Raw genomic sequence first — 26099 nt, 5'->3', positions numbered from 1 at the left:
CCCTGTCCCACCGCCCGGAACTTCCACTGTCCCTGGCGGCGGTACAGCTCGCCGAGGACGAACGCCGTCTCCACGCTCGCGTCCCGGCTCTCGTAGCGCGCGATCTCGGCGCCGGTCGCGGCGTCCAGCACCCGCACCCGGAGCCCCGGCACCCGGCCGAAGGTGCCGCCGTCCGCCGAGGCGGCCAGGACGATCCGTTCGACGGCGGGTTCCACGCGCGTGAGGTCGACGGCGAGGGTGTCGGTGAAGCCCGCGCCTTCGGGCCGTTTGCCCTCGTGCCGTACCGCGCCCGAGGTGTGCGCCGGCTGGTTGTAGAAGACGAAGTCGGCGTCGGAACGGACCTTGCCGGAGACGAGGAGCAGCGCGGAGGCGTCGACATCCGGCACCCCCGGTCCTGAACTCCATCCCAATTCCACGCGGACAGCCGGTGCGGACACCGGAAGATTCGCTCCCTTAAGCATGGACATGATCGCCCCCATCGTGAGTCGCGGTGTCCGAGGATTCCATCCGTCCAACCTAATCGGCGGGCCGCCGTCCGACCCCGGCGGGACCCGCCGGTAACCGCCCGTCAGCTCGCCCTTTACACGATCCGAACATGTGAGGACGACCGATTTTCCCAAGTTCGCTCGCATTGGGGATCCGAAGTCGCCCACACCTCCCCAAAGAAGCCTCTTATCCGACTCCCCAACCCGGTGCGCGGTGGCTTAACTTATGTTCCATGACCTCCCCCCGCTCCACCTACGGCGGCGGCTACTACTCCGCGCCGTCCTTCCCGGACACCCCTATCTACGACTCCCTGGTCGCGGAGCGGGGCACGCCTCAGATCGCCCCGATCCGAGTGCCCGCCGCGTACGACACGAACAACAGCTACCTGCCCGCCCTGCCCGCCGCGCTCCCCGCGCTGCCGTCGGGACCGTCGCAGTCCATGCCGTCCTACGGCGGCGGCTATCAGCAGCCGCAGCAGATGCAGCCGACGCCGCAGCCCATGCCGCTCCAGCAGGCACCGGCGCCGTACATCCCGCAGCAGGGCGCGCCCCGTGGCTACCAGGGCCAGCCCTACCAGCAGGCGCCGCAGCCCCCGCAGCAGCCGCAGCGCCCGATGCCCGGCACGGGGTACGAGGCGATGCGGCCCGCGGCCGCCAGGCCGGTGCCCGCGCAGCCCGCTCCGTACGACGACCCGTACAACCGGCCCTACCAGACCAGGGGGTACTGACCGGGGGCCGCCCTCGCGCGGCTCATCGGTGTGCTGACCGGCCGGAGGTCAATGGCCGGTGACAGGATGGCGCCATGCCGAAGTCACCCGACGCCGTTCTGCACGCTCTGTGGGTCCACCCGGTCAAGTCGATGGCCGGGCATACGCCGGACAGGGCCGCCGTGGAACCCTGGGGACTGGCCGGGGACCGCCGTTGGACGCTGATCGACGGCACGGGGAAGGTGGTCACCCAGCGCCAGCGGCCACGGCTGGCGCTCATCGGGGCCGAGCTGCGGCCGGACGGCGGGGTCCGGCTGTCCGGGCCCGGTCTGGAGCCCGTGACGGTCGCCGTGCCGCGAGCGGAGGGCGCGGCGGGGGGAGCCGCGGGCGGGGACGGGGCCGTCCGCACGACGGTGGCGGACATTTTCGGGACGAAGGTCGAATCGGTGCCTGCGGCGTCCGGCACACCCGACGCGCACCGCCTGTTGAGCGAGTACCTCGGGGTGGAGGTCAGACTCGTACATCTCGACGACCCGGCCCGTCGCCGGGCCGTCGACCCGCTCTACGGGCGGCCCGGGGAGACGGTCTCCTTCGCGGACGGATTCCCGGTGCTCGTCACCACGCTCGCGTCCCTCGACGCCCTCAACTCCCTGGTCCGGCAGGGGGACCATCCGGAGGAGGGCCCGCTGCCCATGGACCGGTTCCGGCCCAATCTCGTGGTGGCCGGTACCGAGCCCTGGGCGGAGGACGGCTGGCGGCGCCTCGCCGTCGGAGAAGTGACCTTCCGCGTCGCCAAGCCCTGCGGGCGGTGTGTCATCACCACCACGGACCAGCACACCGCCGAGCGCGGCCGGGAGCCGCTGCGCACCCTGGGCCGCCACCGGCTCTTCGACGGCAAGCTGGTCTTCGGCCAGAACCTGGTCCCCGAGCGCACCGGAGTCCTGCGGGTGGGCGATCCGGTGACCGTCCTGGAGTGACCGCTCCCCCGCTGGCGCCCGACCGGTCGAACGCGGCTCCGTGATAAGGCTGTTGGGGCGGCCGGGGCGCGGGGCGGGCGGTGTGCCGCGGGCGGCGGGGGCCCGGGTGAGCTTGCTCTCTCTTCCCGGCCATCGCGCTCGTTCGCCGCGGCCCGGGGCTACAACGGAGAGGGGAAGGGGGTGCGGATCCGTGCGCACCATCGTGGGACTCCGGCGCTGGCGGCACAACCCCCTGTGCCGCCGCACCGATCTTGTCGAGGCGTGGCTGGCGCTGACCGCCGCCGTGCTCATCGCGCTGGCCGCGCCGGCGGTCGGTCTGCTCTGCGGGCGCGCGGTCGACGCCACGCTGCGCGAGACCGTACGGCTCCAGCACGAACAACGGCACCGTACGGAGGCCGAGGTGATCGCGCTCTCCGCGGAGCGCGTCCCGCTCGTGTACGACGTCGAGTCGCCGGTGGGCCAGGATCTGGGCGGCCGGGTGGTGGCCACCTGGCGGGCGCCGGACGGGTCCACCCGCACCGATACGCTCTCCGCACCGCTGCGTGACCCGCACCCCGGTGACACCTTCGTCTTCTGGACCGACCGGCACGGCGACGAGGCCCAGGCCCCGATGACCGCGACGGCGGCGCGGGCCCACGCGGTCTTCGCCGGCCTCGGATCGGCGGTGCCGGCGGTCGTGTTGGTGGAGTGCGGGCGACGGCTGGCCGTATGGCGTCTGGTACAACGGCGGTACGAGCGGCTGGACCGGGCGTGGGCGCGGGCCGGTCCCGACTGGGGGCGCACCGGGGCGGGCAGCTGAGGCGACCGCCCGGCGGCACCGTCGGCCGGGCCGGACCCGGCTCTTGCGTCAACTCCGCGGTGCCACGCGCGCTACGGTGGTGCCCGCCCGGTCCGCAGCCCAGGCCGGGAAACGGGGCAGGCACCCGGAACGGCACGGCACGGGCAATCGCACGAGGTGGGGACAGAGCAACGCCATGGCACAGGGCACGGTCCAGGTGACGCACACCGGCACATCCCGTTGGCGCCGCCGCACGGGCGAGTACGCGTCTCTCGCCGCGGCCCTGGAGGCGGCGGGCGACGGCGACATCCTCACCGTGGCGCCGGGTACGTACCGGGAGAACCTCGTGGTCACCCGGGCGGTCACGCTGCGCGGCCCGGAGGGCTCGCTCGGCTCCGTGCGGATCGCGCCCGCCGACGGCGTGCCCCTGACGGTGCGGGCCTCGGCGACCGTCCAGGACCTCCATGTGGAGGGACAGGACGCGACGGCCCCCGCGCTGCTGGTGGAGGACGGCACGCCGGAGCTGGCCGATCTGCGGATCGTGACCCGCTCCGCGGCGGGCATAGAGGTGCGCGGCGCCGCCAGGCCGACGGTGCGCCGCTGCACGGTCGACAATCCGGCCGGGGTCGGCATCGGCGTGCTCGACGGCGCGGGCGGGGTGTTCGAGGAGTGCGAGATCGTCGCCGCCGGTCAGGCCGGTGTCTCCGTGCGCGGCGGCGCGCACCCCCGGCTGGAGCGCTGCCGCGTCCACCACGCCTCGGGCTCCGGGCTCTCCGTCACCGGTGAGGGCAGCGGTCTGGAGGCGATCGGCTGCGAGGTGTACGAGATCAAGGGCACCGGGGTGCAGATCGCCTCCCGCGCCGCCGCCCACCTCACCGACTCCTCCGTGCACCGCACGTCGGCCGACGGGATAACCCTGGACACCGACGCGGTGCTGACCCTCTCCGACTGCGACATCCACGACATCCCGGAGAACGCGGTCGATCTGCGCTCCCGCTCGGTGCTGACCCTGACCCGCTCCACGGTGCGCCGCTTCGGCCGCAACGGACTCTCCGTCTGGGATCCCGGCACCCGGGTGGACGCCAACCAGTGCGAGATCCATGACAGTACGGGCGACTACCCGGCGGTGTGGATCAGCGACGGCGCGACCGTCGTGCTCGACTCCTGCCGGGTGCACGACGTGCCCGACGCCCTCTTCGTCCTCGACCGCGGCTCGCGCGCCGATGTGGTCGACAGCGACATCTCCCAGGTGCGCAACACGGCGGTGTCCGTGAGCGACGGCGCGACCGCGCAGCTCGACGACTGCCGGATCAGGGAGGCGTCCACGGGCGCCTGGTTCCGCGACCACGGCAGTGGCGGCACGCTCAGCTCCTGCACGATCGACACCGTGCAGACCGGGGTGATCGTCACCAAGGGCGCCGACCCCACCATCGAGCGCTGCACGGTCACATCGAGCGCCGAGGCCGGCTTCTACGTCTCCGCCGAGGGCCGGGGCACCTTCCACAACTGCCGGGTCACCGGGAGCGGCGGCTACGGCTTCCACGTGATGGACGGCTGCCGTACGACGCTCACCCGGTGCCGTACGGAGCGGTGCGCGCGCGGCGGGTACGACTTCGCCGAGGACGGGCCGACCGCCGAGGACTGCACCAGCGACGAGAGCGGCGTGCTGACCCCGCCGCCCCTGGGCGCCGCCTCCCCGGCCTCCGAGGCACCCGCCACGCTGACGGCGGCGCAGACCTCCCCCGGGCTCCTCGGCGCGCTCCCACCGGCTCCCGCCACCGTGACGGCGGCGCCCGACAGCGCGCCCGCGACGACGGCGCGCGACTCCGAGGACGTGCTCGGCGAACTCGACGCGCTGGTGGGCCTGGAGAGCGTCAAGCGCGAGGTCCGGGCGCTCACCGACATGATCGAAGTGGGCCGCCGCCGCAAGGAGGCGGGCCTCAAGGCCGCCTCGGTCCGCCGCCATCTGGTCTTCACCGGCAACCCCGGCACCGGCAAGACGACCGTGGCCCGGCTGTACGGCGAGATCCTGCACTCCCTGAAGGTGCTGGAGCGCGGCCACCTCGTCGAGGTCTCCCGGGTCGACCTGGTCGGCGAGCACATCGGGTCGACGGCGATCCGTACCCAGGAGGCGTTCGACCGGGCGCGCGGCGGTGTGCTGTTCATCGACGAGGCGTACGCGCTCTCCCCCGAGGACTCGGGACGGGACTTCGGCAAGGAGGCCATCGACACCCTGGTGAAGCTGATGGAGGATCACCGGGACGCCGTGGTAGTGATCGTCGCCGGGTACACCGCCGAGATGGAACGCTTCCTGACGGTCAACCCCGGTGTGGCGTCCCGTTTCTCACGGACCATCACCTTCAGCGACTACGAGCCGGAGGAGCTGCTGCGCATCGTGCGCCAGCAGTCGGACGAGCAGGAGTACCGGCTGGGCGAGGGGACGGCCGAGGCGCTGCTGGCCTACTTCACGGCCCTCCCCAAGGGGGCGGCCTTCGGCAACGGCCGTACCGCCCGCCAGACGTTCGAGTCGATGGTGGAGCGGCACGCGGGCCGGGTCGCCCAGCTGCCGGAGACCAGCACCGACGATCTGACCCTGCTCTACGCGGACGATCTGCCCGAACTGTCCTGAGCCCGCCGGTCGTCGCGCTGCGGGGGCAGCAGCGGCGGCGGCAACCGGTCGAGCAGCGCGGCGCGTTCCTCCGCGAACACCGGATCGGCCTGGTAGTCGGAGTGGCCGAGGATCGGCTCGGGCAGCGGGTGTTCCACCGTACGACTGTAGGCCGACGGATCGGTGAGCGGGCCCCGGTCGACCTCGGGGCGGTCGCCGTGGGCGGACACCCTGACGGGCCCGCCGATGGGGTCGGTGGCCCGCCACAGATTGCGCCAGCAGTGCAACTCGGCCGACAGCCGCTCCAGTTGCCCACCGCCGAAGTAGGCGGGGAACCAGCGGCCGTAGAGCCGCTCCAGGGGCGAGCCGTACGTCAGCAGCGCGACGCGGTGCCGGGTGGCCGCCGGTAGCTGCCAGACGGCGGCGGCGGCCAGCACACTGCCCTGCGAGTGCCCTGACAGGACCAGCCTGCCCCCGGTGCGCCGGGTCCAGGCGACGATGCGCCAGGTCAGATCGGGGACGGCGCGCTCGGCGTAGCAGGGCGGCGCGAAGGGGTGGGCGGCGCGCGGCCAGAAGGTGCCCACGTCCCACAGGATGCCGATGGTGCGGCGCGCGGCGGGGTCGCGGTAGGCGCGCCGGCCCCAGGTGACGAAGAGTACGAAGCCGAGCCCGATCAGCCAGGAGCCGACCGCCTGCGCGGTGTCGGCCACGGACTCGACGAACGAGTCGGTGCCCCGCGCGGCCTGTCCCGGCACCTCGCCGCTCAGCCACGACCCGGCGACGGCGGCGGCGCCGAGCAGCAGGGAGGCACCGGAGACCACCCCCACCAGCCTGGGCACGGCGTCGGTGAGCGCGGCGCGGGCGCGGGCGCCCGCCACCTGGCGGCTGCGCAGGGTGTCGCCGCGCACCGGGCCGTACTCCCGCTCGACGACCGGGACGAGGGCGCGGGCGGCGCGCTCGGTCCGTAGGGCGAGCGTGCCCGCCGGGATCAGCAACAGGACGATCAGCACCGGGATGACGGACGCCTGCCAGCTCAGCAGCACCGGCGGACCGGGGATCACACCGCCGTCCATGCCGGGGGTGGCGTCGCCGTCCAGCCAGTCGGCGACGCGCTGCGCCACCCCGCCGGTCATCACCCCGCCCAGGGCGCAGGCGAGCATCGCGACGGCGGGCCCGGCGAGGCCGCGCATCGCCGTACGCGGCTGCGGCACGCGGCGGTACAGCCGACGGGCGATCACCACGAGCGCCACGATGAACACGACCTGCGCCAGGGCGAGGACCCGGAAGACCAGGGTGCCGGGGGCCGCGCCGCCGGAGACCCACTCCGGGCGTGACCAGCCCGCGTATCCGACGGCGAGAGCGAGCAGGACGAGCGAGACCTCGGGCAGCCGGGCGGTCAGCAGCCCGTCGAGGGAGCCGTCGCGCCTGCGTTCGCTGCGGCCCCTGCCGCACACCACCCACACCACGACGGCGGCGCAGCACACCAGCGCGGCCTGGAGCAGCGTGCCGACCGCCGACAGCGGCCCGCTCCCGGTGCGCCGGTCCTGGTCGGCGGCGGCGACGGTGAGCGCGGCGGCGACGGTGAGGAATCCGGCGGCGGTGTGCGCGGCGCGCAGCCGGGCGACGAGCCTGCGGCCGTACCAGAAGCCGGGCCGGCCGAGCGCGGGCCGTACGGTGTCGGCGCCGGGCGCGGCGGGGGCGTCGGGGGGCGTGGGGGCGTCAGGGGGCATGGGCGCGTCAGCGGGCGTGGGGACGTCGGGTGTCGTCGGCCGGATCCGGACGCTGGGCTTCTCGTCACCGGGCGGCCGCTGGGCCTCGTACGCGCTCCAGGTGCGGTTGGAGAGGTACCAGAGGAACCCCACCAGCGCCGTCGGCACCGTCGCGGCCAGGGCGAGCCTGCGGCCGGGCTGCGACCACCAGCCCTGCCGCTCCGCCGAGAGAAAGCCGAGCCAGGAGCGGTGGGCGACGCACTCGGCGGATCCGGCGCACTGCCACGCCGTCAGATCGAGGGCGACCTCGCAGGCGGCGGCCGTCAGCAGGACGGTGAGGGTGAGGGCGACCAGCCGGACCAGCACCCCGTACAGGCGCTGGGACTTGCTGAGGCCCTTGGTGACGGGCCGCATCCAGTGGGCCAGGTTGACCACCATGAAGGGGAGCAGCAGCAGCCACAGGGCCCGTGAGCCGTTGCCCGAGGTGAGATGGGACCAGCAGTACGCCTCGGGGATCGGACCGTCGCGGTCGCGGTCGCGCTCGGGGTGCAGCTCGGCGTCGACGTCGTCGGGGCGGCGGTACACGGCGGCCGTCTCGTCGCCGGTGATCCTGACGGCGCGCGGGTCGTCGAGCATCTGCTGCGGGGTGGCCCCGCCGACGCCGTGGACGAGCAGTTCGAGGGCGGCTCCGCCGGTGCCGGGTCGGGACGGCTCGGGGCGCGGTGGCTCGGGTTCCGGTGTCCCGGGATCCGTCGTGCTGAGGGGCGGGGTCCGAGGATCCGGTGTCCGGGAATCCGGTGTCCGAGGATCCGGCGTCGGGGAATCCGGGGTCGGGGGATCCGGGGTCTCAGGTGGCACTTCGGGTCTCGCTCTCACGGTGGTCAGGAGTGGGGGGCGGGAGAGGGACGGAACCGGCACGGTGGCACCGGAGCCCACCAGAATCGCCGACGACAGCCGAGGCGCACCCGGTCGTCACCGAATCTCCCCGGCCCCCGCCACCGGCAACCACCGGGGTGACTGTCGGATCCCCGTGCGAGGATGAGTGCCCCCATGGACGAAGGAAGGACACGCCCGGCGGTGAGCGACAACCAGAGCCTCCTCGCGGAGCAGCGCCGCGCCCTGATCCTGGACGAGGTGCGCCGACGCGGCGGGGTCCGCGTCAACGAGCTGACGCGCAGGCTCAATGTCTCCGATATGACCGTGCGCAGAGACCTGGACGCGCTGTCCCGGCAGGGCGTCGTGGAGAAGGTGCACGGCGGCGCGGTGCCGGTGGTCGAGGCGAGTACGCACGAGCCGGGTTTCGAGGCGAAGTCCGCGCTGGAGCTGACGGCCAAGGAGGACATCGCCCGCGCGGCGGCGGCCCTGGTTCAGCCGGGGAGCGCCGTCGCGCTGTCCGGCGGAACCACCACGTTCGCGCTGGCCCGTCGGCTGCTGGACGTTCCTGAGCTGACCGTGGTGACCAACTCGACGCGGGTGGCGGACGTCTTCCACACGGCGCAGCAGCAGACGGGCGCGGCGGGCGCCGCGCGTCCCGGGGCGGCCATGGTGGTCCTGACGGGCGGCGTGCGCACGCCGTCGGACTCGCTGGTCGGACCGGTGGCCGACCAGGCGATCCGCTCGCTCCACTTCGACATGCTGTTCCTCGGGGTGCACGGCATCTCGGTGGAGGCCGGTCTGTCCACGCCGAACCTCGGGGAGGCGGAGACGAACCGGCACTTCATGCGGTCGGCCCGCCGGGTGGTGGTCGTCGCCGACCACACCAAGTGGGGCAAGGTGGGGCTGAGTTCCTTCGCCACGCTGGACCAGGTCGACACCTTCGTGACGGACGCGGGGCTGTCGGACGAGATCCGCGAGGAGATCACCGAACACCTGCCGGGACTGGTGGTGGCGGGTCCGGGCGCCGACGCGGACGGGGAGCGGTCCTAGACGCAATACCAGTGACATAGGGGCCAGTTCGGCGGCCTCAGCTGCGGAAACACGGTCCGCCGACAGCCCCGGCAGCCGCAAAGTCACTGGTATTGGTCCTAGACGAGTAAGTCCGAAGTCCCGTCCGCGGGGAGGCGCCATGCACGCACATCCGAGGCGTTCGACGCGTCCTTCGGAAGCCGAGCGCTCCCGCACGGCGGAGCTTCGCCCCCGTACCGGATGTACCGGGGTGATCCCGCCAACGCGGCGCGCGTGCGTGCCGGGCGCCACGGGGCAGGCGGGACTCTGAAGACAGGGCCCAGGGCCTCCCGTTCGGATCATGCCGGGCTCGCGGGCCCTGGCGACGCGCCTCGCCGCGTCGTCGACCAGGCGGGACTTTGACGACAGGGCCTGGGACACGCCGCGGGAGCGGCGCGAGCGGGGTCCTCGACCGGCGCCTTCCGGGTGGAGAGCCGCGTCCGGCCTACGATCGCCGGGTGAGCGTCTTCCGTATCGACCGTACGACGCCGCTGACCGCCGACGAGGCGTGGCGGCGGCTGACCGACTGGCCCGCGCACGCGCGAGGGGTCCCCCTCACCAGGATCTCCGTCCTCACCCCGGGCCCGACCCGCGTCGGGACGCGCTTCGTGGCCCGCACCGGGTTCGGGCCGGCGGCGTTCGACGATCCGATGGAGGTCGTCCACTGGCAGCCGCCCGCGCCGGGCGTGCCGGGCCGCTGCCGTCTGGAGAAGCGCGGCAGGGCCGTCACGGGCTGGGCCGAGATCCACGTGCGCCACGGGTCGGTGCACGGCGGGGGCGCCACCCGGGTGTGCTGGGAGGAGGATCTGCGGGTCGGCCGACTGCCGCGCGTGTTCGATCCGCTGACCGCGCGCACCGGTCGGGCCGTGTTCGGGCACGCCGTCGGCCGCCTGCTGCGCGGCCCCGCCGAGGACCGCCCTGGAGGCGGCCTCGACGAGCGTTCAGCAGGCGGCGGAGCCCCTGGGGGCTCCTGACGGGGTGATCAGCGGATCAGCGGGCGGTCAGGACTCCTCGAAGTAGGCGTCCAGGACCTTGTCGAATCCGGCGGTCCACTCCTGGAGGCTGCTCTTGGCCGTCGTCTCGACCTCCGCGGTGAACCAACGGCGGTCGGACACATGGACGGTGACGGTGAACCTCCGGGGGAACCGGAGGGTGGCGATCTCCACCGCGCCGATCTCGTCCCACCGGAAGTCGGCCTCCTCCTCGTCCAGCCGGAACCGGATTCCGTCGCGGTCGGCCGTGATCGAGCCCCGCCGGTCGGCGGCCTCGAATTCGGGGCCGTCCGCCGTCTCCGCTTCCGCCGCCGTGGCCGCTTCCGCGCCCGCTTCCTGCTCCGTTGTCCCTGAGTCCTCCGAGTCCTCTGGCTTCTCTGGCTCTTCCGGCTCCTCCGGCTCTTCTGACTCCTTCTTGCCCTCCGGCTCCGCCTCGGGGGCTGCGTCGGCTGCCGTGGCGGCGTCGTCGGGGACGGTGGCCTCGGGTTCCGGCTCCACGGCCGGATCCGTCTTCTTCTCCGTCGCGGTTCCCGCCGCCCCGGTGCGGGGGGCTGTCAGTCCGGGGATGTATGCCGGATCTGTCCCCACGGCGAACTCGGGCTGGATCTTCGGATCTATGCGCTGCTCCACGGCGGGCAGTATGAACGACGAAGCTGTATGAGACCAGTGGCCCCCTTGTGAGACCGGCCGGTGTCGCGCGGCTCACCCACGTCCCGCGCCCCTCACCGGCCTTCGCCGCCCGGCTCCACGGCGTCCAGGAGCGCCATGTCCCGCGCCGTGAGGCGCAGCGCCCCGGCGGCCACGTTGTCCGCCAGATGGCCGGGGTCGCCGGTGCCCGGGATGGCCAGCACGTGCGGCCCCTGCCGGAGGGTCCACGCCAGCCGGACCCGTGCGGGCGACACGCCGTGCGCGCGGGCCACGGCGAGCACCTGCGCGTTCTCCCCTGCGGGTACCCCGGCCTCGCGCCCGGCGCCCGCGATCGCGAAGAACGGCACGTAGGCGATGCCCTGTTCCGCGCAGGCCCGCAGGAGCGCGCGCTCCTCGGCGGGCGCGCCGACTCCGTACGCGTTCTGCACGCAGACCACCGGCGCGATGGCCGTCGCCTCCGCGAGGTGGTGGGCGCGGACGTGGGAGATGCCCAGATGGCGGATGAGCCCGGCGTCCCGCAGTTCGGACAGCGCGCCGAAGCGGTCGGCGAGCGAGGCGTGTTCGGCGCTGCGCGGCAGCCGCAGGTTCACCACGTCGAGATGGTCCCGGCCGAGCTGGCGCAGGTTCTCCTCGACCTGTCCGCGCAGTTGCCCGGGGGTGGCCCACCACCACTCGCCGGAGGGGTCTCGGCCGGGGCCGACCTTCGTGGTGATGACCAGCCCTTCGGGGTACGGGGACAGCGCCCGGTTGATCAGTTCGTTGGCGGAGCGCAGCGGGGAGAAGTAGAAGGCGGCGGTGTCGAGGTGGTTCACGCCGAGTTCGAGCGCCGCGCGCAGGACCGCCGTCGCCCGCTGCCGGTCGCTCGGGGTGCCGTCGGCGTTCGCCGTCAGGCGCATCGCGCCGAATCCGATCCTGTTGACCTTCAGGTCGCCGAGTTCCCAGGTGCCGACGGACGCCGCGTTGATCGTTTCTTCAGCCATGGCACGGGAGTATGACCGTACGACTGTCCGGCGGGACGCCGGGACGCCGGGACGCCCAGCCAACAGGGCGCCGGGGGTCAGTCCTCCGGCCAGGAACCCGTCGCCAGGAAGTGTTCGAGGGTCGCGGTGTACGGCCCGATGTCCAGGCCCTGTTCGGCCAGCCAGGTGTCCGCGTAGTACTTGTCGAGGTAGCGGTCGCCGGGGTCGCAGAGGAGCGTGACCACGCTGCCCGTGGTACCGGCGGCGACCATCTCCGCCACGATCCTCAGGGCGCTCCACAGCCCGGTGCCGGTGGAGCCGCCCGCCTTGCGGCCGATGGCCCGTTCCAGGACGCGTACGGCGGCCACGCTCGCCGCGTCCGGGACCTTCATCATCCGGTCGATGGCGCCGGGCACGAAACTCGGCTCCATCCGGGGCCGTCCGATGCCCTCGATGCGGGAGCCGCGCTCGCTGTGCGCGGTGGGGTCGTGGCGGGTCCAGCCGTCGAAGAAACAGGAGTTCTCCGGATCGGGGACGCAGATGCGGGTGTCGTGCTGCATGTAGTGGACGTAGCGCGCGATGGTCGCGGAGGTGCCGCCCGTACCCGCCGTGGCGACGATCCAGGCGGGCTCCGGATAGCGTTCCAGTCTCAGCTGCTGATAGATCGACTCGGCGATGTTGTTGTTGCCCCGCCAGTCGGTGGCGCGCTCCGCGTAGGTGAACTGGTCCATGAAGTGGCCGCCGGTCCTGGCGGCGAGGTCCGCCGACTCCTGGTAGATCATCCGCGCTTCGGAGACGAAGTGGCACCGGCCGCCGTGGAATTCGATCAGCCGGCACTTCTCGGGGCTGGTGGTGCGCGGCATGACCGCGATGAACGGGACGCCGATCAGCTTGGCGAAGTACGCCTCGGAGACGGCCGTCGAGCCGCTGGACGCCTCGATCACCGGCTTTCCGGGGCGGATCCAGCCGTTGCACAGCCCGTAGAGGAAGAGGGAGCGGGCCAGCCGGTGCTTGAGGCTGCCGGTCGGGTGCGTCGACTCGTCCTTGAGGTAGAGGTCGATGCCCCACCGCTCGGGCAGCGGAAAGAGCAGCAGATGGGTGTCGGCCGAGCGGTTGGCGTCGGCCTGGACCTTGCGTACGGCCTCCTTGAGCCAGGCGCGGTAGCCGGAGTCGCTGCGGTCCACGTCGACGGTGGCCGGGGCCGAGGGCGGAGCGGTCGCGGGGGCGGTCGTCGGTGCCTCCGTCGATGTCCCGTCCCGGCCGGTGGCGGAACCGGATCCGTCCCTGTGCGTCATGTGCGGCGCTCCTCGCTCCTCGATCCGGCCCCTACCGCACCGTACCGCCACCACCTGCGCAAACGCTGACTTTGGGGATCCATAGGAATGCCTTCTGGAGCGGGCGCGGGAGCCCTGGGGAAAGGGCGCTCTGGTGCGCGCCCGGATACTTGTGCACACTGCCTTGAGGGGATTTACAGGGATTCGCAGGGAATGGCACGGAGGGGGCTGAGAGGCCATGGCGGAACCGGAGTTCAACGCGCGTGGAGTCCTGATCGAACGGTGGCCCCGCTCGCTGACCACAGCCGGTCAGGTGCTGATCCAGGACGGCAGGCTGGCGTTGCTGACCAGCTACGGCCGGGTGATCGACAGCGCCCCGCTGCGGGCCGTGCGGGCGGCGCGGCCGTGGTTCGCGGGCAGCGGCAGCGCGGTCGCCACCGTCAACGGCATCCGGTATCGGCTGACGATGGGGCAGCGCGGGCGCAGGCCGGACGCGACGGCGCTGGTCAGGCGCTTCATGGAGGCCGTGAGCAGAACGAGCCACGGCTGAGGAGCGCCGGGCCGCCGCCCTGGCCCGCCACCTTGACCCCCGTCCGGGTGCGCTGCCGGGCGCGTCGGCCAAGTGCGTCTGCTCAGCGCGTCTGCCAGTGCGTCGGCCCAGCGCGTCTGCCAGTGCGTCGACCCAGCGCGTCTGCCGGGTGTTCCACCGCGCCGTTACGCCCTTCGCGGGCCCGCGAGTTGCGAAGTCGATCCTCCTGAGTCACGCTGGTCTCATATCACTCAGGGTTAACCGGCGGTGACGCTACGATCCAGCCCCGCCGGGCGGGATCGGCAGCGCGCCAGCTGCAGGATCCGATCTTCGTCTTCTTCCGGACCTCATTCGGGGAGTCGCGGCCGTGATCAGCCTTCCCAGCAGGCACTGCACGGTGGAGCTCCAAGCCCTGCCGTCGCGGATCGGACAGGTCCGCAGAATCATCTCGGCGCAATTGCGCTACTGGCATCTCGATCCGCTGATCGACCACGCGGCACTCGGCGTCACCGAGCTGCTCACCAACGTCCACCGGCACGCCGAACCGGACAAGCTCTGCACCGTCGACATCGAGCTGCTGCTCGAACGGCTCACGGTCTCCGTCAGCGATCACGATCCACGGCTGCCCGCGGTCAACGACGCGGGCCCCCTGGACACCGGCGGCCGGGGCCTCGCGCTGATCGCGGCCGTCAGCGAGAGCTGGGGCATCAGACGCCGGGGCGATACGGGAAAGAGCATCTGGTTCACCCTGCCCGCGCCGCCCTCCGCCCTGGCGCCGCCCCTGCGCGCGGTGTACGGCGCGACGACCGACGGCCCCTTCCTGGGGGCGGCGTTCGGCGCGGCGGGCCACGAGAGCGGGAACAGGGCGGTCCGGTCCACCGTGGTCGGCTGACCACACCGCGCCGCGCCGCACGGCACACACCACACCACACCGCACCGCGCCACACCGCACCGCACGGACGGCACGGCACGGCACCGCACGGCATCACGCGGACGGCACGGAATCGCACGGCACGGCACCGGTCACCGGGGCGGTGGGGTCATACGGCCCCGGTCCTGCCCTTGTCGCCGAACTGCTCGTCCAGGACGGACAGCCGACGCCAGTACTCGTCCTCGTCGATCTCCCCCGCGGCGAACCTGCGGCCGAGCATCGCGATCGGCGACTGGTCGTCGTGCGCGGGCGCGGAAGGCCGCCACGGCCCCCGCGGGCCGCCGCCGCGCCCGGCGCGTCCGCCGCGCCGGCCACGCCAACCGGCCCGGCGCAGCAGGGTGCTCACAACGAAGAAGGCGGCTCCCCAGAACAGCGGGAAGAGAAGGATCCATGGGCCGGGTCCGGCGTGGAACGCCAGGGTGTTCATCTTGACTCAGCTCCTCGAAGAGGTCTCGCGGCCTGCCTTTCCGGCCGCTTCAGAGCCTCGCCCCCCGAGGGGTCCCGGCGCGTCGTCCCGTCGGCTGCCGTCCCCGTACCACCGGGGAAGTACTGGCGGCCCCGCCGCTGCTCCCCCGGCGACGTCCCCGCGCAGGTCGCGGTGGGGGACGGGAGCCGTCGCTACCGCGCGAGGGCGCCGAGCGGGTCGTCGAGTACCGGCTGCCAGGCCAACTCGGCCGCGCCGACCAGGCTGTTGTGGTCGAGCGTGCACGGCAGGATCGGTACGCCGCCGCTGCGGCCCCACAGGCTGCGGTCGGCGACGACGGCGCGCAGCCGCTGGGGGTCGGCGTCGAGCAGCTCCCGGTGCAGCCCGCCGAGGATGATCCGGTCGGGGTTGAGGATGTTGACCAGGCCCGCGAGCCCGAGCCCCAGCCGGTCGATCAGCTCCTCCGCGGCCCCGCGCACGGAGGGGTCCGCGTACTCCGTACGGAGCAGGTCGCGCGACTGCTGGAGCAGCGAGACCTCCGGCCCCGGAACGCGGCCCGCCGCCGTGAGGAAGGCGAGCGGATCCGCCTCGACGTCGAGGCAGCCTTTGCCGCCGCAGTAGCAGGGGCGCCCCTCGGGGTTGACCGTGAGGTGGCCGACCTCCAGGGCCAGACCCGAACTGCCGCTGTGCAGACGGCCGTCGAGGACGAGCGCCCCGCCGACCCCCCGGTGTCCCGTGGCCACGCAGAGCAGGTGCTGGGCGCCCCGGCCCGCGCCGTGCCGGTGTTCGGCGAGCGCGGCGAGGTTGACGTCGTTGCCGGTGAAGGCGGGGCCCTCGATGTCCGCCGCACGCACCCGCTCGGCGAAGATCTCCCGCACCGGGGCCCCGGCCGGCCAGGCGAGGTGGAGGGGGTTGAGGGCCGTGCCCTCCGGTTCCGCGACGGCCGACGGTACGGCGAGACCCGCGCCCACGCAGCGGTGCCCGCCCGCGCGCAGCAGTCCGGCGCCCGCCTCGACGACCTCGCCGAGTACCTGCGCGGGGTCGGCCGTGACCGTACCGCGCGTGGGCGCCGTGGCGACGATACGGCCGCCCAGCCCGACCAGCGCGACCCGGAAACCGTCCGCGTGCACCTGGGCGGCGAGCGCGACCGGGCCGTTCTCGTCGACGGACAGCCGGTGCGAGGGGCGGCCCTGCGAACCGGCCGCGGCGCCGGGCCTGGAGTCCACCCGGATCAGGCCGAGGGCCTCCAGTTCGGCGGCGACGGCACCGGCCGTGGCCCGGGTCACGCCCAGCTCCGCCGTGAGCACGGCGCGGGTGGGCGCGCGGCCCGTGTGAACCAGTTCCAGTGCCGGGCCGAGCGCGCCGCGGCCTCTCTCCAGTCGTGTCCGGGTGGTGGTCCCCTTGCCGTCCATGAAGGCGAGTCTCCCATGATCCCCAGGCGCTGCGGGCGCCCTGTGCCGGTGCCTTGTCGGCCGGGGTCAGGGCCCCTATCCTCACTTTGTGCCGAATCTGAACAAAATAAGGTCCGCTCTTCTGCGAGAGCGCGCCGAATCCCTCGGTGAACGGTCCCGCCCGTCCCAGCCATCCCAGCCGTCCCGCCTACCCTGGCCGTCCCGCCTGCCCTGGCTGTCCCGCCTGTCCTGGCTGTCACACCCGTCCCAGCTGTCTCCGCTGTCCCGGCTGCGTAGCGCGCTCACCGTCTTCTTCGCGCTCGACGGATTCCTGTTCGCGGGGTGGGTGGTCCGCATCCCGGCGATCAAGCAGCAGACCGGCTCCTCGGCGAGCGATCTCGGGCTCGCCCTGCTCGGCGTGTCCGCGGGTGCGGTGGTGACGATGATGTTCACCGGGCGGCTCTGCCGGCGCTTCGGCAGCCATCCGGTGACGGTCGTGTGCGCGGTGGTGCTCTCGCTGAGCATCACCCTGCCGCCGCAGACCCACTCGGCACTCACCCTCGGGCTGGTTCTGCTCGCCTTCGGCGCAAGCTACGGAAGTCTGAACGTCTCGATGAACAGCGGCGCCGTCGAGGTCGTCGCCGCGCTGCGGCGCCCGGTGATCTCCAGCTTCCACGCCGCGTTCAGCCTCGGCGGCATGGTCGGGGCGGGCCTCGGCGGGCTGCTCGCGGGCGGGCTCTCCCCCGCCGTTCACCTCTCCCTGCTGACCGGCGTCGGCCTGCTGGTCACCGCGCTCGCCGGGCCGGTGCTGCTGCGGAACGCCACGCCCGTACCCCCCGTACCGGAGCGTGCGGAGCGCGGGGCGGCCACGCGGCGGCGACGGCAGGACCCGCGCGCCCGGTGGCTCGTACTCCTCTTCGGGGTGATCGCACTGTGCACCGCGTACGGCGAAGGGGCGATGGCCGACTGGAGCGCCCTGCATCTCACCCAGGACCTGGGCGCCTCCCCCGGGGTCGCCGCCGCCGGCTACTCGCTGTTCGCCCTCGCCATGACGGTGGGACGGCTGTCGGGTACGGCGCTGATGGAGCGGCTGGGGCAGACCCGGTCCCTGGTCGCGGGCGGGATCACCGCCGCGCTGGGCATGCTGCTCGGCGCGCTCGCGCCGACCACCTGGGCCGCGCTGGCGGGCTTCGCCGTGGCCGGTCTCGGCCTCGCCAACATCTTTCCGGTGGCCATCGGGCGGGCGGGCGCGCTGGCAGGACCCGGCGGGGTCGCCGCCGCGTCCACGCTCGGGTACGGCGGGATGCTGCTCGGGCCGCCCGCGATCGGCTTCCTCGCCGACTGGTTCTCGCTGCCGCTCGCCCTGACGACCGTGGCCCTGCTGGCGGCGGCAGCGGCGGTCATCGCGTACTCGGCGCGCGACACATCGCCGCCCGCGGCGCGCGTCTAGGGTCTTTCGTTTGGATCNNCCGGCCTGATCCAAACGAGAGGCCCCAGGTCCTGTCTTCGAAGTCCCGCCTGGTCGACGGCGTCTGGCACGCACGCGCGCCGCGTGGTCGGAGTCGTCCGGGTACGTCCCGTACGAGGATGATCCTCCGCCTGGCGAGAGCGCTCGGCGTCCGGACGACGCGTCAAAGCGCCGCGGCGAAGCGAGCGGAGCGAGTGCGGCGCACCAGACGGCGCGAACCCCGCCCGGGAGGGGCGGGCACAGGGGCTTTCCCCGGGCGGTGACGGTCTCCGGAACCTTTCGGTGACTCCTCCCCGCCCCGGTGCGCTGGCTGGCACAATTCCCGCCATGGACAGAGCGGAACTCCTCGGCCAGCTCACCCGGGAAGGCGGGCTGCTGGCCGACGCCGCCCTCGAAGCGGGCCCCGATACGCGGGTAGCGGCCTGTCCCGGCTGGCGGATCCGCGATGTGCTGCGCCACACCGGTCAGGTGCACCGCTGGGCGACCGCTTTCGTGGCGGAAGGACACACCTCGCCGCGCGCGCCGGGCGGAGCGCCGGATCTCGACGGGGACGCGCTGGTGGAGTGGTTCAGGGAGGGACATGCCCTGCTCGTCACCGCGCTGGCCACCGCACCCGACGATCTGGAGTGCTGGACCTTTCTGCCCGCGCCCACGCCGCTCGCGTTCTGGACCCGCCGCCAGGCCCACGAGACGGCCGTCCACCGGGTCGATGCCGAGTCCCCGCCGGCTCCCACCGTGCCCACACCGCTCGACCCGGGCTTCGCCGCGGACGGGATCGACGAGCTGCTCCGGTGCTTCCACGTCCGCGCGCGCAGCCGGGTCAGGTCCGAGGCAGCGCGGGTCCTGCGGGTGCGGGCCACCGACACGGACGACGTATGGACCGTACGGATCTCCCGGGAACCCGTACGCACCACCCGCACCCGGGCCGCGGAGGGCGACACCGTCCCCGCCGACTGCGAGCTGAGCGGCCCGGCGGGGACGCTCCAGCTCACACTGTGGAACCGGCTGCCGCTCGACGCCGTCGCGCTGACGGGCGATCGCGCGGTGGCCCTGCTCTGGCGGGAGACCTCCGCCGTCGTCATGTCGTAGCGCGGCTTGCCTCGGCCCGCGCACCATGTCGTAGCGCGGCTTGCCGCGGCCCGCGCACCGCGCCAGACTCGTCGTATGGGGACACGGAGCGACGCCGAACGGGACGCCATCACGGTCGAGATCGGCTTCGCGCTGCTGACCGGATTCCTGGCGGCGGTGCTGGTGTTCGCCGCCGTCGCCGTTCCCCCGTACGCCTTCGATCTGCCGTCGGCGCCGCTGCCCGGCGCGGGCGGCGTCGCCGCTCTCGTCTTCCTGGCCCGGGTCGTTCAGGTGCTGTGGGGGTTCGGGAGGCGTGGCGGTCAGCCGAGCCAGCCCGGTCGCACCAGCCCCGACTCGTAGGCCAGCACGACCAGTTGGGCACGGTCGCGGGCGCCCAGCTTCACCATCGTCCGGCTGACGTGCGTCTTGGCGGTGAGCGGGCTGACCACCAGTCGGCGGGCGATCTCGGCGTTGGACAGGCCGATGCCGACGAGGGCCATCACCTCGCGCTCCCGTTCGGTGAGTTCGGCCAGCTCCCGCAGGTCCTTCGGCTCCTTGGAGCGGGACGCGAACTCGGCGATGAGCCGACGTGTGACCCCGGGCGACAGCAGGGCGTCGCCCGCCACCACCGCCCGGACGGCACGCAGCAGCTCCTCGGGCTCGGTGTCCTTGACGAGGAACCCCGAGGCTCCGGAGCGGATCGCCTCGAAGACGTACTCGTCGAGTTCGAAGGTCGTCAGCATGACCACCTTCACCGGGTCGAGCCCGGCGTCCTCGGTGATACGGCGGGTGGCCGCCAGCCCGTCGAGCCGGGGCATCCGGATGTCCATCAGCACCACGTCCGGGCTCAGTTCGCGCACACCGCGCACCGCCTCCTCGCCGTCCGCCGCCTCACCCGCCACCGCGATGTCGGGCTGGGCGTCGAGCAGCGCGCGGAAGCCCGCCCGTACCAGCGACTGATCGTCGGCGAGCAGCACCCGGATCACGATGTCTCCCGTTTCTGGTTCTGGGTCCGGTCGCCCGGCCCGTGGTCCGTGTCGGGCCCGTGGTCCGTCGTGCGGCACTCGGTCGTGGAGCGCTCCGCCGTGAGCGGCAGTGCGGCGTGCACCCCGAAGCCGCCGTCCGGCCGGGGGCCCGCCTCGATGGTGCCCCCCAGCGCGGCGGCCCGTTCCCGCATGCCGACCAGGCCGTTGCCGCTGCCGCCCGCGCCGTCGCCGGTGGCGGGGCCCGCGTCCCCGACGCGGAGGTCGAGCCGGCCGGGCGCGTACCCGAGCACGACCCGTGCCGTGCGGGACCCGGAGTGGCGCACCACGTTGGTCAGCGCCTCCTGGACGATCCGGAAGGCGGCCAGGTCCGTGCCGGGCGGCAGCGCCGCCGGCTCGCCCTCCCGTACGACCTCGACGGTCAGACCGGCGCTCGCGGCCTGTTCGACCAGCTCCGGCAGCCGGTCGAGGCCGGGGGCCGGCGTGCGCGGCGCCGCGCCGGGGGCTCTGAGAGTGTCGAGCACCTGCCGCACCTCGCCCAGCGCCTCCTTGCTCGCCGCCTTGATGGTGGTGAGCGCCGTACGGGCCTGTTCCGGATCGGAGTCGAGCAGGGCGAGCCCCACGCCCGCCTGGACGTTGATGACGGAGATGGAGTGGGCGAGCACGTCGTGGAGTTCACGGGCGATACGCATCCGCTCCTCGTTCTCCCGCCGCTTCCTGGCCGCCGCGCGCTCGGCGGCCCGACCGGCCCACTGCTCTCGGCGTACCCGGACGACCTCAGCGGCGGCGCACAGGGCGACCGCGAGCGCCGCGGCGACCAGCTCCTGCGCCCAGGGCGCCGCCCGGTCGTGCGGGGGCGGCAGCCAGCGGTAGAGCCAGTGCGCGATGACCAGATGGCCCGCCCAGAGCGTGCCGACGGCCCACCAGGCGGCACGCCGGTGGCCCGAGACGATCGCGTTGAAGACGGCGACGGCGGCGGTCAGGAAGACGGGCCCGTACGGATAGCCGAGGGCGAAGTAGGCCAGCAGCGTGGCCTGGACACCGAAGACGCAGACCACGGGGTGGCGGTGGCGCCACAGCAACAGGACGGGGCCCGCGAGGAGCAGCAGCCGAGCGCACAGGTCCAGGGGCATCCGGTCGGACTGGCCGCGCGCGGTGAAGGCGGTCCCCACCAGGACGAAGACGGCCAGGAAGAGGGAGGGGCGCCAGGCCGGCCCGGCGGGCACCGGGCCGCCGCGCGCCCAGTACGGCCGTGGGAAGCGGCCTCCTCGGGCCCGTCCGCCGCCGCGCGGACGCGTGTACCGGTGTTCCATGCCGTCACGCTAGACCGGCGGAGGCGCTCAGGGCGTCCGCCCGGCGTGGTGATCACTCGTACTCCCGGGGGAGTACGGCACGCCGCGCGTCCCGCTGGTCCCGCGCCCGCAGGCGCGGGTATCGGGGCGAGGGCGCGGGTATCGGGGCGAGGGCGCGGGTATCGGGGGGCGCGGCGTCGTGACGATGAGCACGAGGATGCCCGCCGCGGCCGTGACCGGCGGAGCGCAGTGGGCGTCGGTGGCTCCGGCCGCAGGCCACGCCCCGGCCGACGGACGCGCCCCGGCCGCCCGGCCCCCCTGACCGGGCCGGGCGGCCGGGGCCGTGGCGCGCACCGTGGCCCGCGCCGTAGCGTGCGCGCTCAGCCGCGCGCGCCCGTCTCCGGAACTCCGGCCTCGGGAGCCGCGCCCGCGGGGGCGTCGGGCGAGCCGCTGTCGCCGTCCTTGGCCGCCGCCTGCTTGCGGTCCAGCACGTCCAGCGCACGCCGGGCCACCGGATGGGTCCGCACGATACCGGCCAGTGTGGTCGAACCACGGGTGATGTCCGCGAAGGCGTTCCACGCGGGCCGCAGTCCGGTGATCGCCGCGTGCACGACTCCCGGGCGGCGCGCGAAGATCGAGAGCATCCGCCGGCCCACGCCCATCTCGACGCCGAGCCCCGCCTTGACGGCGAACGCGTAATTCAGCGCCTGACGCCGGGCGTCCACCGCGTCGTGCGATTCGGAGATCCGTACCGCCCACTCCCCCGCCAGCCGGCCGGAGCGCAGGGCGAAGGAGATCCCCTCCCTGGTCCACGGCTCCAGCAGCCCCGCCGCGTCGCCGCACACCAGCACCCGGCCGCGCGACAGCGGCGAGTCCTCGCTGCGGCACCGGGTCAGATGCCCGGAGGACACCGAGGGCTCGAACCCGGCGAGCCCCAGGCGCGCGACGAAGTCCTCCAGGTAGCGCTTGGTCGCCGAGCCCTCGCCCCGCGCCGAGATCACCCCGACCGTGAGCGTGTCCCCCTTGGGGAAGACCCAGCCGTAACTGCCGGGCAGCGGGCCCCAGTCGATGAGGACCCGGCCCGCCCAGTCCTCGGCGACCGGCTCCGGGACCGGGATCTCCAGCTCCAGGCCGAGGTCGACCTGTTCCATCTTCACGCCGACATGGCCGCCTATCCGGCTGGCGCTGCCGTCCGCCCCGACCACGGACCGCGCCAGCACCGTCTCACCGTCCGCGAGGACGACGGCGACGGTGCGGCGGTCGGGCACGGCCGGGCCGTGCTGCTCGACCCGGGAGACGGTCGCGCCGGTACGGAGCACCGCCCCGGCTTTCTGCGCGTGCTCCACCAGACTCGCGTCGAACTCCGGGCGGTTGATGAGCCCGAAGAGCATGCGCTTGGAGCGGCGGGTGCGGGCGAGCTTCCCGTTCAGCGAGAAGGTCACCGCGTGCACCCGCTCCTTCAGCGGCAGCTCGAAGCCCGGAGGCAGCGAGTCGCGCGAGGGGCCGATGATTCCGCCCCCGCAGGTCTTGTAGCGGGGCAACTGGGCTTTCTCCAGCAGCAGCACCTGACGGCCCGCGACAGCCGCCGCGTATGCCGCGGAGGCTCCCGCCGGCCCTGCGCCGACCACGACGACATCCCACACCGGCTCGTCGTGCACGCTTCCGGCGTCTGCGTTCTCGCTGCTCACGATGTGCTTCTGCTCCTGATCCGACCGGTGGCCCTCGCTGTCGAACGGCATCCTACGGCGCCTGCGCCACGGAGCCGCTGTGGGAGGATCGACACCGCCTTCGACGTACACCTGACTGAGACAACGTTGTACCCACCTGGAGCGTGCCCATGACCGCGAATCGGATCGCCGAGACCGTAGCCTCCCTGATGCCCCGCGCCCGTACGGAGCTTGCGGAACTGGTCGCCTTCCGCTCGGTGGCGGATGTCGCGGTGTTCCCCCGCGCCGAGTGCGAGGCCGCGGCCGGCTGGGTGGCCGACGCGCTGCGGGCCGAGGGGTTCCAGGACGTCGCCCTCCTCGACACCCCCGACGGGACGCAGTCCGTGTACGGGCTGCTGCCAGGACCCGTCGGCGCGCCGACCGTGCTGCTGTACGCACACTACGACGTGCAGCCGCCGCTGGACGAAGACGCCTGGCTGAGCCCGCCGTTCGAGCTGACGGAGCGCGAGGGACGCTGGTACGGGCGCGGTGCGGCCGACTGCAAGGGCGGCTTCCTGATGCACCTGCTGGCCCTGCGCGCCCTCAAGGCCAACGGCGGGGTGCCGGTGAGCGTCAAGGTCATCGCCGAGGGCTCCGAGGAGCAGGGCACCGGGGGTCTGGAGCGTTACGCCGAGGCGCACCCGGAGCTGCTGGCCGCCGACGCCGTCGTGATCGGCGACACCGGCAACTTCAGGACCGGGCTGCCCACGGTCACGGCGACGCTGCGCGGTATGACCATGGTGCGGGTCTCCGTCGACACGCTCGAAGGCAATCTGCACTCGGGCCAGTTCGGCGGGGCCGCGCCGGACGCGCTCGCCGCCCTGATCCGGATCCTCGACTCGCTGCGCGCCGAGGACGGCTCCACGACGGTGGACGGGCTGGCCGCCGAGGGCGACTGGGACGGACTCGACTACCCGGAGGCGGACTTCCGCAAGGACGCGAAGGTGCTCGACGGCGTGGGGCTGATCGGCCGCGGCTCGGTCGCCGACCGGGTCTGGGCCCGCCCCGCCATGACAGTACTGGGCATCGACTGCCCGCCGGTCGTGGGCGCCACACCGTCCGTGCAGGCGAGCGCGCGGGCGACGGTGAGCCTGCGGGTGCCCCCGGGCCAGGACGCCACCGAGGCGACCGAACTGCTCACCACGCACATCGAGAAGCACACGCCGTGGGGCGCGCGCGTCGCGGTGGAACAGGTGGGCCGGGGCCAGGCGTTCCGCGCGGACACCTCCAGCCCGGCGTACACGGCGATGGCCGACGCCATGCGGGTGGCGTACCCGGGCCAGGAGATGCAGTCGTCCGGCATGGGCGGCTCCATCCCGCTCTGCAACACGCTGGCCGGACTGTACCCGGCGGCCGAGATCCTGCTGATCGGGCTGAGTGATCCGGCGGCGCAGATCCACGCGGTGAACGAGAGCGTGTCGCCCCAGGAACTGGAGCGGCTCTCCGTGGCCGAGGCCCACTTCCTCACCAACTACGCGCGCTCCGGGCGGGCCTGACCGCACGCGGTACGGGGCCGCCCGGCGGTGGCGCGTACGGGAACCGGCACCGGGGCCCGTGGCGCGCGCCCGACGCGTCCCCGTACCGCGCCCGCTCGCCCGACCGAAAGCCACCCGGCCGAAGGCCACCCGGTCAAAGGCCACCTGCTCGAAGGCCGGGCGGCCGATGACCACCCGGCCGAAGGTCGCCGACAGGCGCTCAGCCGACCGGGACGCCGTCCTCCAGGTTGAGCACCACGCCGCGCTCCCTGGCCCGCAGCGCCCAGCGCAGCCGCGCGTAGCGGGCCGGAGGCAGCAGCCCGGCCGCCTCCTCCTCGCCCACGAAGCGCCAGCCGCGCAGCTCGGGTCCCGGCAGCAGCAGCCGGCCCGCGTCCCCCGCGGGCAGTACCCCGCCGTCGAACAGCAGCCGCAGCCCGCCGAAGCCCGGGGGCCTGGGCGCCTCCCAGTCGACGACCAGCAGCGCGGGCACCTGGGCGAGTTCGATGCCTATCTCCTCGGCGACCTCCCGTATCCCGGCGCGTGCGGGCGCCTCGCCGCGCTCCACCACGCCGCCGGGGAACTCCCAGCCCGGCTTGTACGTGGGGTCGACCAGCAGCACCCGGTCCCGCTCGTCGAAGAGCAGCACTCCGGCGGCGACGGTCTCGGCCGTCGGCTCGGGGGTCTGCACGATCTCGCAGACACCGGCCGCGCCGGTCTGCACGGCGGCCGCGAGGGACACGGCGGTCTGCCGGGCCGTGAGGCAGCTGTTGTCGATCACGTGGGCGTCGCCGGTGAGCCAGTCGAGCGCCGCGCTGTAGGGCTCGATGTGGTCGTAACACCGCTGCCGGGTGCGCTCGTTCGCGTCGTGGCCCTCCCCGTGGACGGCGCGGCCCGCTATCCGCTTGAGCAGTATCGTTTCATCGGTGGCCAGCAGGACATGCCGTACCGGAATGCGGCGCGCGGCGAGCCCCCCGAAGATCTCGTCGCGGTACTCCTGGCGCAGCAGCGTCATCGGAACGACCAGCACGCCACCCACCTCCGCGAGCAGCGCCGCCGCGGTGTCGACCACCAGCCGACGCCAGATCGGCAGGTCCTGGACGTCGCTCACCTCGGCCAGCCGCTTCTGCGGTACGAGTTGTTCCAGACCCGCGCCGGTCAGCTCGGGGTCGTACAGAGTGCAGTTCGGGAGCAGGTCGACCAGTTCGCGCGCGGTACTCGTCTTGCCGGCTCCGAACGCACCGTTGATCCAGACGATCACGGTTCCCCCTCTTTCATAGCCCCCAGAGGACTGCCCGCAACACCCTGCCACGAAAACACCCGCCGGGACCGGAGAGCCCGCCCGGACATCCGGCGGGAACGGGCGGTGGCCGGTTCGACACCGTTTCCGCGGCCGCCGCGGGGGCGCGGGGCGGGCGGACGGTACGGATCGATGTCGGCGGCGGGCCGTAACACCGACCCCGGGTCCGTCGTTGAACGGGCAGGAGTGGCGAGGGGGTTCACGATGCGCCGAACGGTGCTGGAGAGGTTTCCCGCGGGCGGACCGCGCGGCAGTTGGCCCGCCGAGGAGTTCGCGCGGGCGCGGCGGGACGAGGGGACACCGGCGGAGGTCGTGATGGACCTCGACTCGGACGTGTTCCTGGTGGTCGTGCCGCAGCAGGCGACCGGCTCCCCCTCGTAGCGCCGTCCCGGCCGCGCGGCGCCACCGACCGCGCGGCCGGGACGGCGATGTGCGCCGTTGTCGCGCCCACACC

At 73.6% G+C, this 26099-nt stretch carries 24 protein-coding genes; 13 read left to right on the top strand and 11 right to left on the bottom strand.

What is annotated here, in order from left to right:
• Positions 1 to 467, bottom strand: a 467-nt coding sequence (locus tag DVH02_RS22290; RefSeq protein ID WP_147286106.1) for a TerD family protein, incomplete at its 3' end; no start/stop codon positions are given.
• 251 nt (positions 468 to 718) lie between these two features.
• Between DVH02_RS22290 and DVH02_RS22285 the strand changes: the two genes are divergently transcribed.
• The 4 genes from DVH02_RS22285 (at position 719) to DVH02_RS22270 (ending at position 5576) form a co-directional block, all read left to right on the top strand.
• Complete coding sequence (locus DVH02_RS22285; protein WP_114625594.1) at positions 719 to 1213, top strand: DUF6643 family protein; 495 nt, start codon at positions 719 to 721, stop codon at positions 1211 to 1213.
• 74 nt (positions 1214 to 1287) lie between these two features.
• Positions 1288 to 2169, top strand: coding sequence for an MOSC domain-containing protein (locus tag DVH02_RS22280; protein WP_114625593.1), 882 nt, complete (start codon positions 1288 to 1290; stop codon positions 2167 to 2169).
• Positions 2170 to 2359: 190 nt separating this feature from the next.
• Positions 2360 to 2968: an Rv1733c family protein gene (locus DVH02_RS22275; RefSeq protein WP_114625592.1), complete on the top strand. Its 609-nt coding sequence runs from the start codon at positions 2360 to 2362 to the stop codon at positions 2966 to 2968.
• Between the two features lie 175 nt (positions 2969 to 3143).
• On the top strand, positions 3144 to 5576 hold the full coding sequence (locus tag DVH02_RS22270; protein ID WP_114625591.1) for a right-handed parallel beta-helix repeat-containing protein: 2433 nt from the start codon (positions 3144 to 3146) through the stop codon (positions 5574 to 5576).
• On the opposite strand, the gene DVH02_RS22265 is transcribed toward DVH02_RS22270, so the two are convergent.
• Complete coding sequence (locus tag DVH02_RS22265) at positions 5546 to 7900, bottom strand: hypothetical protein (protein ID WP_407697664.1); 2355 nt, start codon at positions 7898 to 7900, stop codon at positions 5546 to 5548. The two genes, DVH02_RS22270 and DVH02_RS22265, sit on opposite strands and share 31 nt — an antisense overlap.
• Before the next feature lie 441 nt (positions 7901 to 8341).
• On the opposite strand from DVH02_RS22265, the gene DVH02_RS22260 reads away from it, so the two are divergent.
• Both DVH02_RS22260 and DVH02_RS22255 read left to right on the top strand, forming a co-directional pair.
• Positions 8342 to 9190, top strand: a complete 849-nt coding sequence (locus tag DVH02_RS22260; RefSeq protein WP_114625590.1) for a DeoR/GlpR family DNA-binding transcription regulator — start codon at positions 8342 to 8344, stop codon at positions 9188 to 9190.
• A 476-nt stretch (positions 9191 to 9666) separates the two neighbouring features.
• Positions 9667 to 10182, top strand: a complete 516-nt coding sequence (locus DVH02_RS22255) for an SRPBCC family protein (protein ID WP_233518376.1) — start codon at positions 9667 to 9669, stop codon at positions 10180 to 10182.
• A gap of 27 nt (positions 10183 to 10209) precedes the next feature.
• On the opposite strand, the gene DVH02_RS22250 is transcribed toward DVH02_RS22255, so the two are convergent.
• The 3 genes from DVH02_RS22250 to DVH02_RS22240 form a co-directional block, all read right to left on the bottom strand.
• Complete coding sequence (locus tag DVH02_RS22250) at positions 10210 to 10830, bottom strand: hypothetical protein (RefSeq protein WP_114625589.1); 621 nt, start codon at positions 10828 to 10830, stop codon at positions 10210 to 10212.
• Positions 10831 to 10922: 92 nt separating this feature from the next.
• Positions 10923 to 11828, bottom strand: a complete 906-nt coding sequence (locus DVH02_RS22245) for an aldo/keto reductase (protein ID WP_114625588.1) — start codon at positions 11826 to 11828, stop codon at positions 10923 to 10925.
• A gap of 77 nt (positions 11829 to 11905) precedes the next feature.
• Complete coding sequence (locus DVH02_RS22240) at positions 11906 to 13102, bottom strand: PLP-dependent cysteine synthase family protein (protein WP_114625587.1); 1197 nt, start codon at positions 13100 to 13102, stop codon at positions 11906 to 11908.
• A 217-nt stretch (positions 13103 to 13319) separates the two neighbouring features.
• Between DVH02_RS22240 and DVH02_RS22235 the strand changes: the two genes are divergently transcribed.
• Together DVH02_RS22235 and DVH02_RS22230 are read left to right on the top strand one after the other, a co-directional pair.
• The gene (locus DVH02_RS22235; RefSeq protein ID WP_114625586.1) at positions 13320 to 13631 is read left to right on the top strand and encodes a hypothetical protein; all 312 of its coding nucleotides are present in this window, start codon (positions 13320 to 13322) and stop codon (positions 13629 to 13631) included.
• A 346-nt stretch (positions 13632 to 13977) separates the two neighbouring features.
• Positions 13978 to 14502, top strand: a complete 525-nt coding sequence (locus tag DVH02_RS22230; protein WP_199566370.1) for an ATP-binding protein — start codon at positions 13978 to 13980, stop codon at positions 14500 to 14502.
• Between the two features lie 148 nt (positions 14503 to 14650).
• On the opposite strand, the gene DVH02_RS22225 is transcribed toward DVH02_RS22230, so the two are convergent.
• Together DVH02_RS22225 and DVH02_RS22220 are read right to left on the bottom strand one after the other, a co-directional pair.
• Positions 14651 to 14968, bottom strand: coding sequence for an SHOCT domain-containing protein (locus DVH02_RS22225; protein WP_114625585.1), 318 nt, complete (start codon positions 14966 to 14968; stop codon positions 14651 to 14653).
• A 191-nt stretch (positions 14969 to 15159) separates the two neighbouring features.
• Entirely contained in the window at positions 15160 to 16377 is a 1218-nt protein-coding gene (locus DVH02_RS22220) for an ROK family protein (protein WP_114625584.1), read from the bottom strand.
• Between the two features lie 259 nt (positions 16378 to 16636).
• On the opposite strand from DVH02_RS22220, the gene DVH02_RS22215 reads away from it, so the two are divergent.
• The 3 genes from DVH02_RS22215 (at position 16637) to DVH02_RS22205 (ending at position 19252) form a co-directional block, all read left to right on the top strand.
• Positions 16637 to 17806 carry an MFS transporter gene (locus DVH02_RS22215; RefSeq protein ID WP_325051393.1) on the top strand — a complete coding sequence of 390 codons (1170 nt, stop codon included), beginning with the start codon at positions 16637 to 16639 and terminating at the stop codon, positions 17804 to 17806.
• A gap of 345 nt (positions 17807 to 18151) precedes the next feature.
• On the top strand, positions 18152 to 18913 hold the full coding sequence (locus DVH02_RS22210) for a maleylpyruvate isomerase family mycothiol-dependent enzyme (protein ID WP_114625583.1): 762 nt from the start codon (positions 18152 to 18154) through the stop codon (positions 18911 to 18913).
• Positions 18914 to 18988: 75 nt separating this feature from the next.
• Positions 18989 to 19252: a DUF6332 family protein gene (locus DVH02_RS22205; protein WP_114625582.1), complete on the top strand. Its 264-nt coding sequence runs from the start codon at positions 18989 to 18991 to the stop codon at positions 19250 to 19252.
• Here the strand turns inward: DVH02_RS22205 and DVH02_RS22200 are convergent.
• The 3 genes from DVH02_RS22200 to DVH02_RS22190 form a co-directional block, all read right to left on the bottom strand.
• The gene (locus DVH02_RS22200; protein ID WP_114625581.1) at positions 19213 to 19878 is read right to left on the bottom strand and encodes a response regulator; all 666 of its coding nucleotides are present in this window, start codon (positions 19876 to 19878) and stop codon (positions 19213 to 19215) included. The genes DVH02_RS22205 and DVH02_RS22200 overlap by 40 nt on opposite strands.
• A complete protein-coding gene (locus DVH02_RS22195) occupies positions 19875 to 21188 on the bottom strand; it encodes a sensor histidine kinase (RefSeq protein WP_114625580.1) in 1314 nt (437 codons plus the stop codon). The genes DVH02_RS22200 and DVH02_RS22195 overlap by 4 nt, the downstream gene beginning before the upstream one ends.
• A gap of 359 nt (positions 21189 to 21547) precedes the next feature.
• Positions 21548 to 22855 carry a geranylgeranyl reductase family protein gene (locus tag DVH02_RS22190; protein WP_325051392.1) on the bottom strand — a complete coding sequence of 436 codons (1308 nt, stop codon included), beginning with the start codon at positions 22853 to 22855 and terminating at the stop codon, positions 21548 to 21550.
• Between the two features lie 149 nt (positions 22856 to 23004).
• Between DVH02_RS22190 and DVH02_RS22185 the strand changes: the two genes are divergently transcribed.
• A complete protein-coding gene (locus DVH02_RS22185; protein WP_114625578.1) occupies positions 23005 to 24369 on the top strand; it encodes a dipeptidase in 1365 nt (454 codons plus the stop codon).
• Positions 24370 to 24568: 199 nt separating this feature from the next.
• On the opposite strand, the gene DVH02_RS22180 is transcribed toward DVH02_RS22185, so the two are convergent.
• Positions 24569 to 25606: an NUDIX hydrolase gene (locus DVH02_RS22180; protein ID WP_114625577.1), complete on the bottom strand. Its 1038-nt coding sequence runs from the start codon at positions 25604 to 25606 to the stop codon at positions 24569 to 24571.
• A 243-nt stretch (positions 25607 to 25849) separates the two neighbouring features.
• Between DVH02_RS22180 and DVH02_RS35650 the strand changes: the two genes are divergently transcribed.
• Positions 25850 to 26026, top strand: a complete 177-nt coding sequence (locus DVH02_RS35650) for a hypothetical protein (protein WP_199566369.1) — start codon at positions 25850 to 25852, stop codon at positions 26024 to 26026.
• The last annotated feature ends 73 nt before the right edge of the window (positions 26027 to 26099 follow it).

The sequence above is a fragment of the Streptomyces corynorhini genome, from assembly GCF_003346515.1.
Classification (GTDB): domain Bacteria; phylum Actinomycetota; class Actinomycetes; order Streptomycetales; family Streptomycetaceae; genus Streptomyces; species Streptomyces corynorhini.
This window is presented reverse-complemented; position numbering and strand designations above follow the sequence as displayed.

What these genes read in the sequence shown, in the direction of transcription:
- DVH02_RS22270 (WP_114625591.1), top strand. Translation starts at nt 3,144, where the DNA reads ATGGCACAGGGCACGGTCCAGGTGACGCACACCGGCACATCCCGTTGG.
- DVH02_RS22225 (WP_114625585.1), bottom strand. Translation starts at nt 14,968, where the DNA reads ATGAACACCCTGGCGTTCCACGCCGGACCCGGCCCATGGATCCTTCTC.
- DVH02_RS22265 (WP_407697664.1), bottom strand. Translation starts at nt 7,900, where the DNA reads ATGCTCGACGACCCGCGCGCCGTCAGGATCACCGGCGACGAGACGGCC.
- DVH02_RS22245 (WP_114625588.1), bottom strand. Translation starts at nt 11,828, where the DNA reads ATGGCTGAAGAAACGATCAACGCGGCGTCCGTCGGCACCTGGGAACTC.
- DVH02_RS22185 (WP_114625578.1), top strand. Translation starts at nt 23,005, where the DNA reads ATGACCGCGAATCGGATCGCCGAGACCGTAGCCTCCCTGATGCCCCGC.
- DVH02_RS22220 (WP_114625584.1), bottom strand. Translation starts at nt 16,377, where the DNA reads ATGGACGGCAAGGGGACCACCACCCGGACACGACTGGAGAGAGGCCGC.
- DVH02_RS22210 (WP_114625583.1), top strand. Translation starts at nt 18,152, where the DNA reads ATGGACAGAGCGGAACTCCTCGGCCAGCTCACCCGGGAAGGCGGGCTG.
- DVH02_RS22235 (WP_114625586.1), top strand. Translation starts at nt 13,320, where the DNA reads ATGGCGGAACCGGAGTTCAACGCGCGTGGAGTCCTGATCGAACGGTGG.
- DVH02_RS22195 (WP_114625580.1), bottom strand. Translation starts at nt 21,188, where the DNA reads ATGGAACACCGGTACACGCGTCCGCGCGGCGGCGGACGGGCCCGAGGA.
- DVH02_RS22285 (WP_114625594.1), top strand. Translation starts at nt 719, where the DNA reads ATGACCTCCCCCCGCTCCACCTACGGCGGCGGCTACTACTCCGCGCCG.
- DVH02_RS22280 (WP_114625593.1), top strand. Translation starts at nt 1,288, where the DNA reads ATGCCGAAGTCACCCGACGCCGTTCTGCACGCTCTGTGGGTCCACCCG.
- DVH02_RS35650 (WP_199566369.1), top strand. Translation starts at nt 25,850, where the DNA reads ATGCGCCGAACGGTGCTGGAGAGGTTTCCCGCGGGCGGACCGCGCGGC.
- DVH02_RS22205 (WP_114625582.1), top strand. Translation starts at nt 18,989, where the DNA reads ATGGGGACACGGAGCGACGCCGAACGGGACGCCATCACGGTCGAGATC.
- DVH02_RS22240 (WP_114625587.1), bottom strand. Translation starts at nt 13,102, where the DNA reads ATGACGCACAGGGACGGATCCGGTTCCGCCACCGGCCGGGACGGGACA.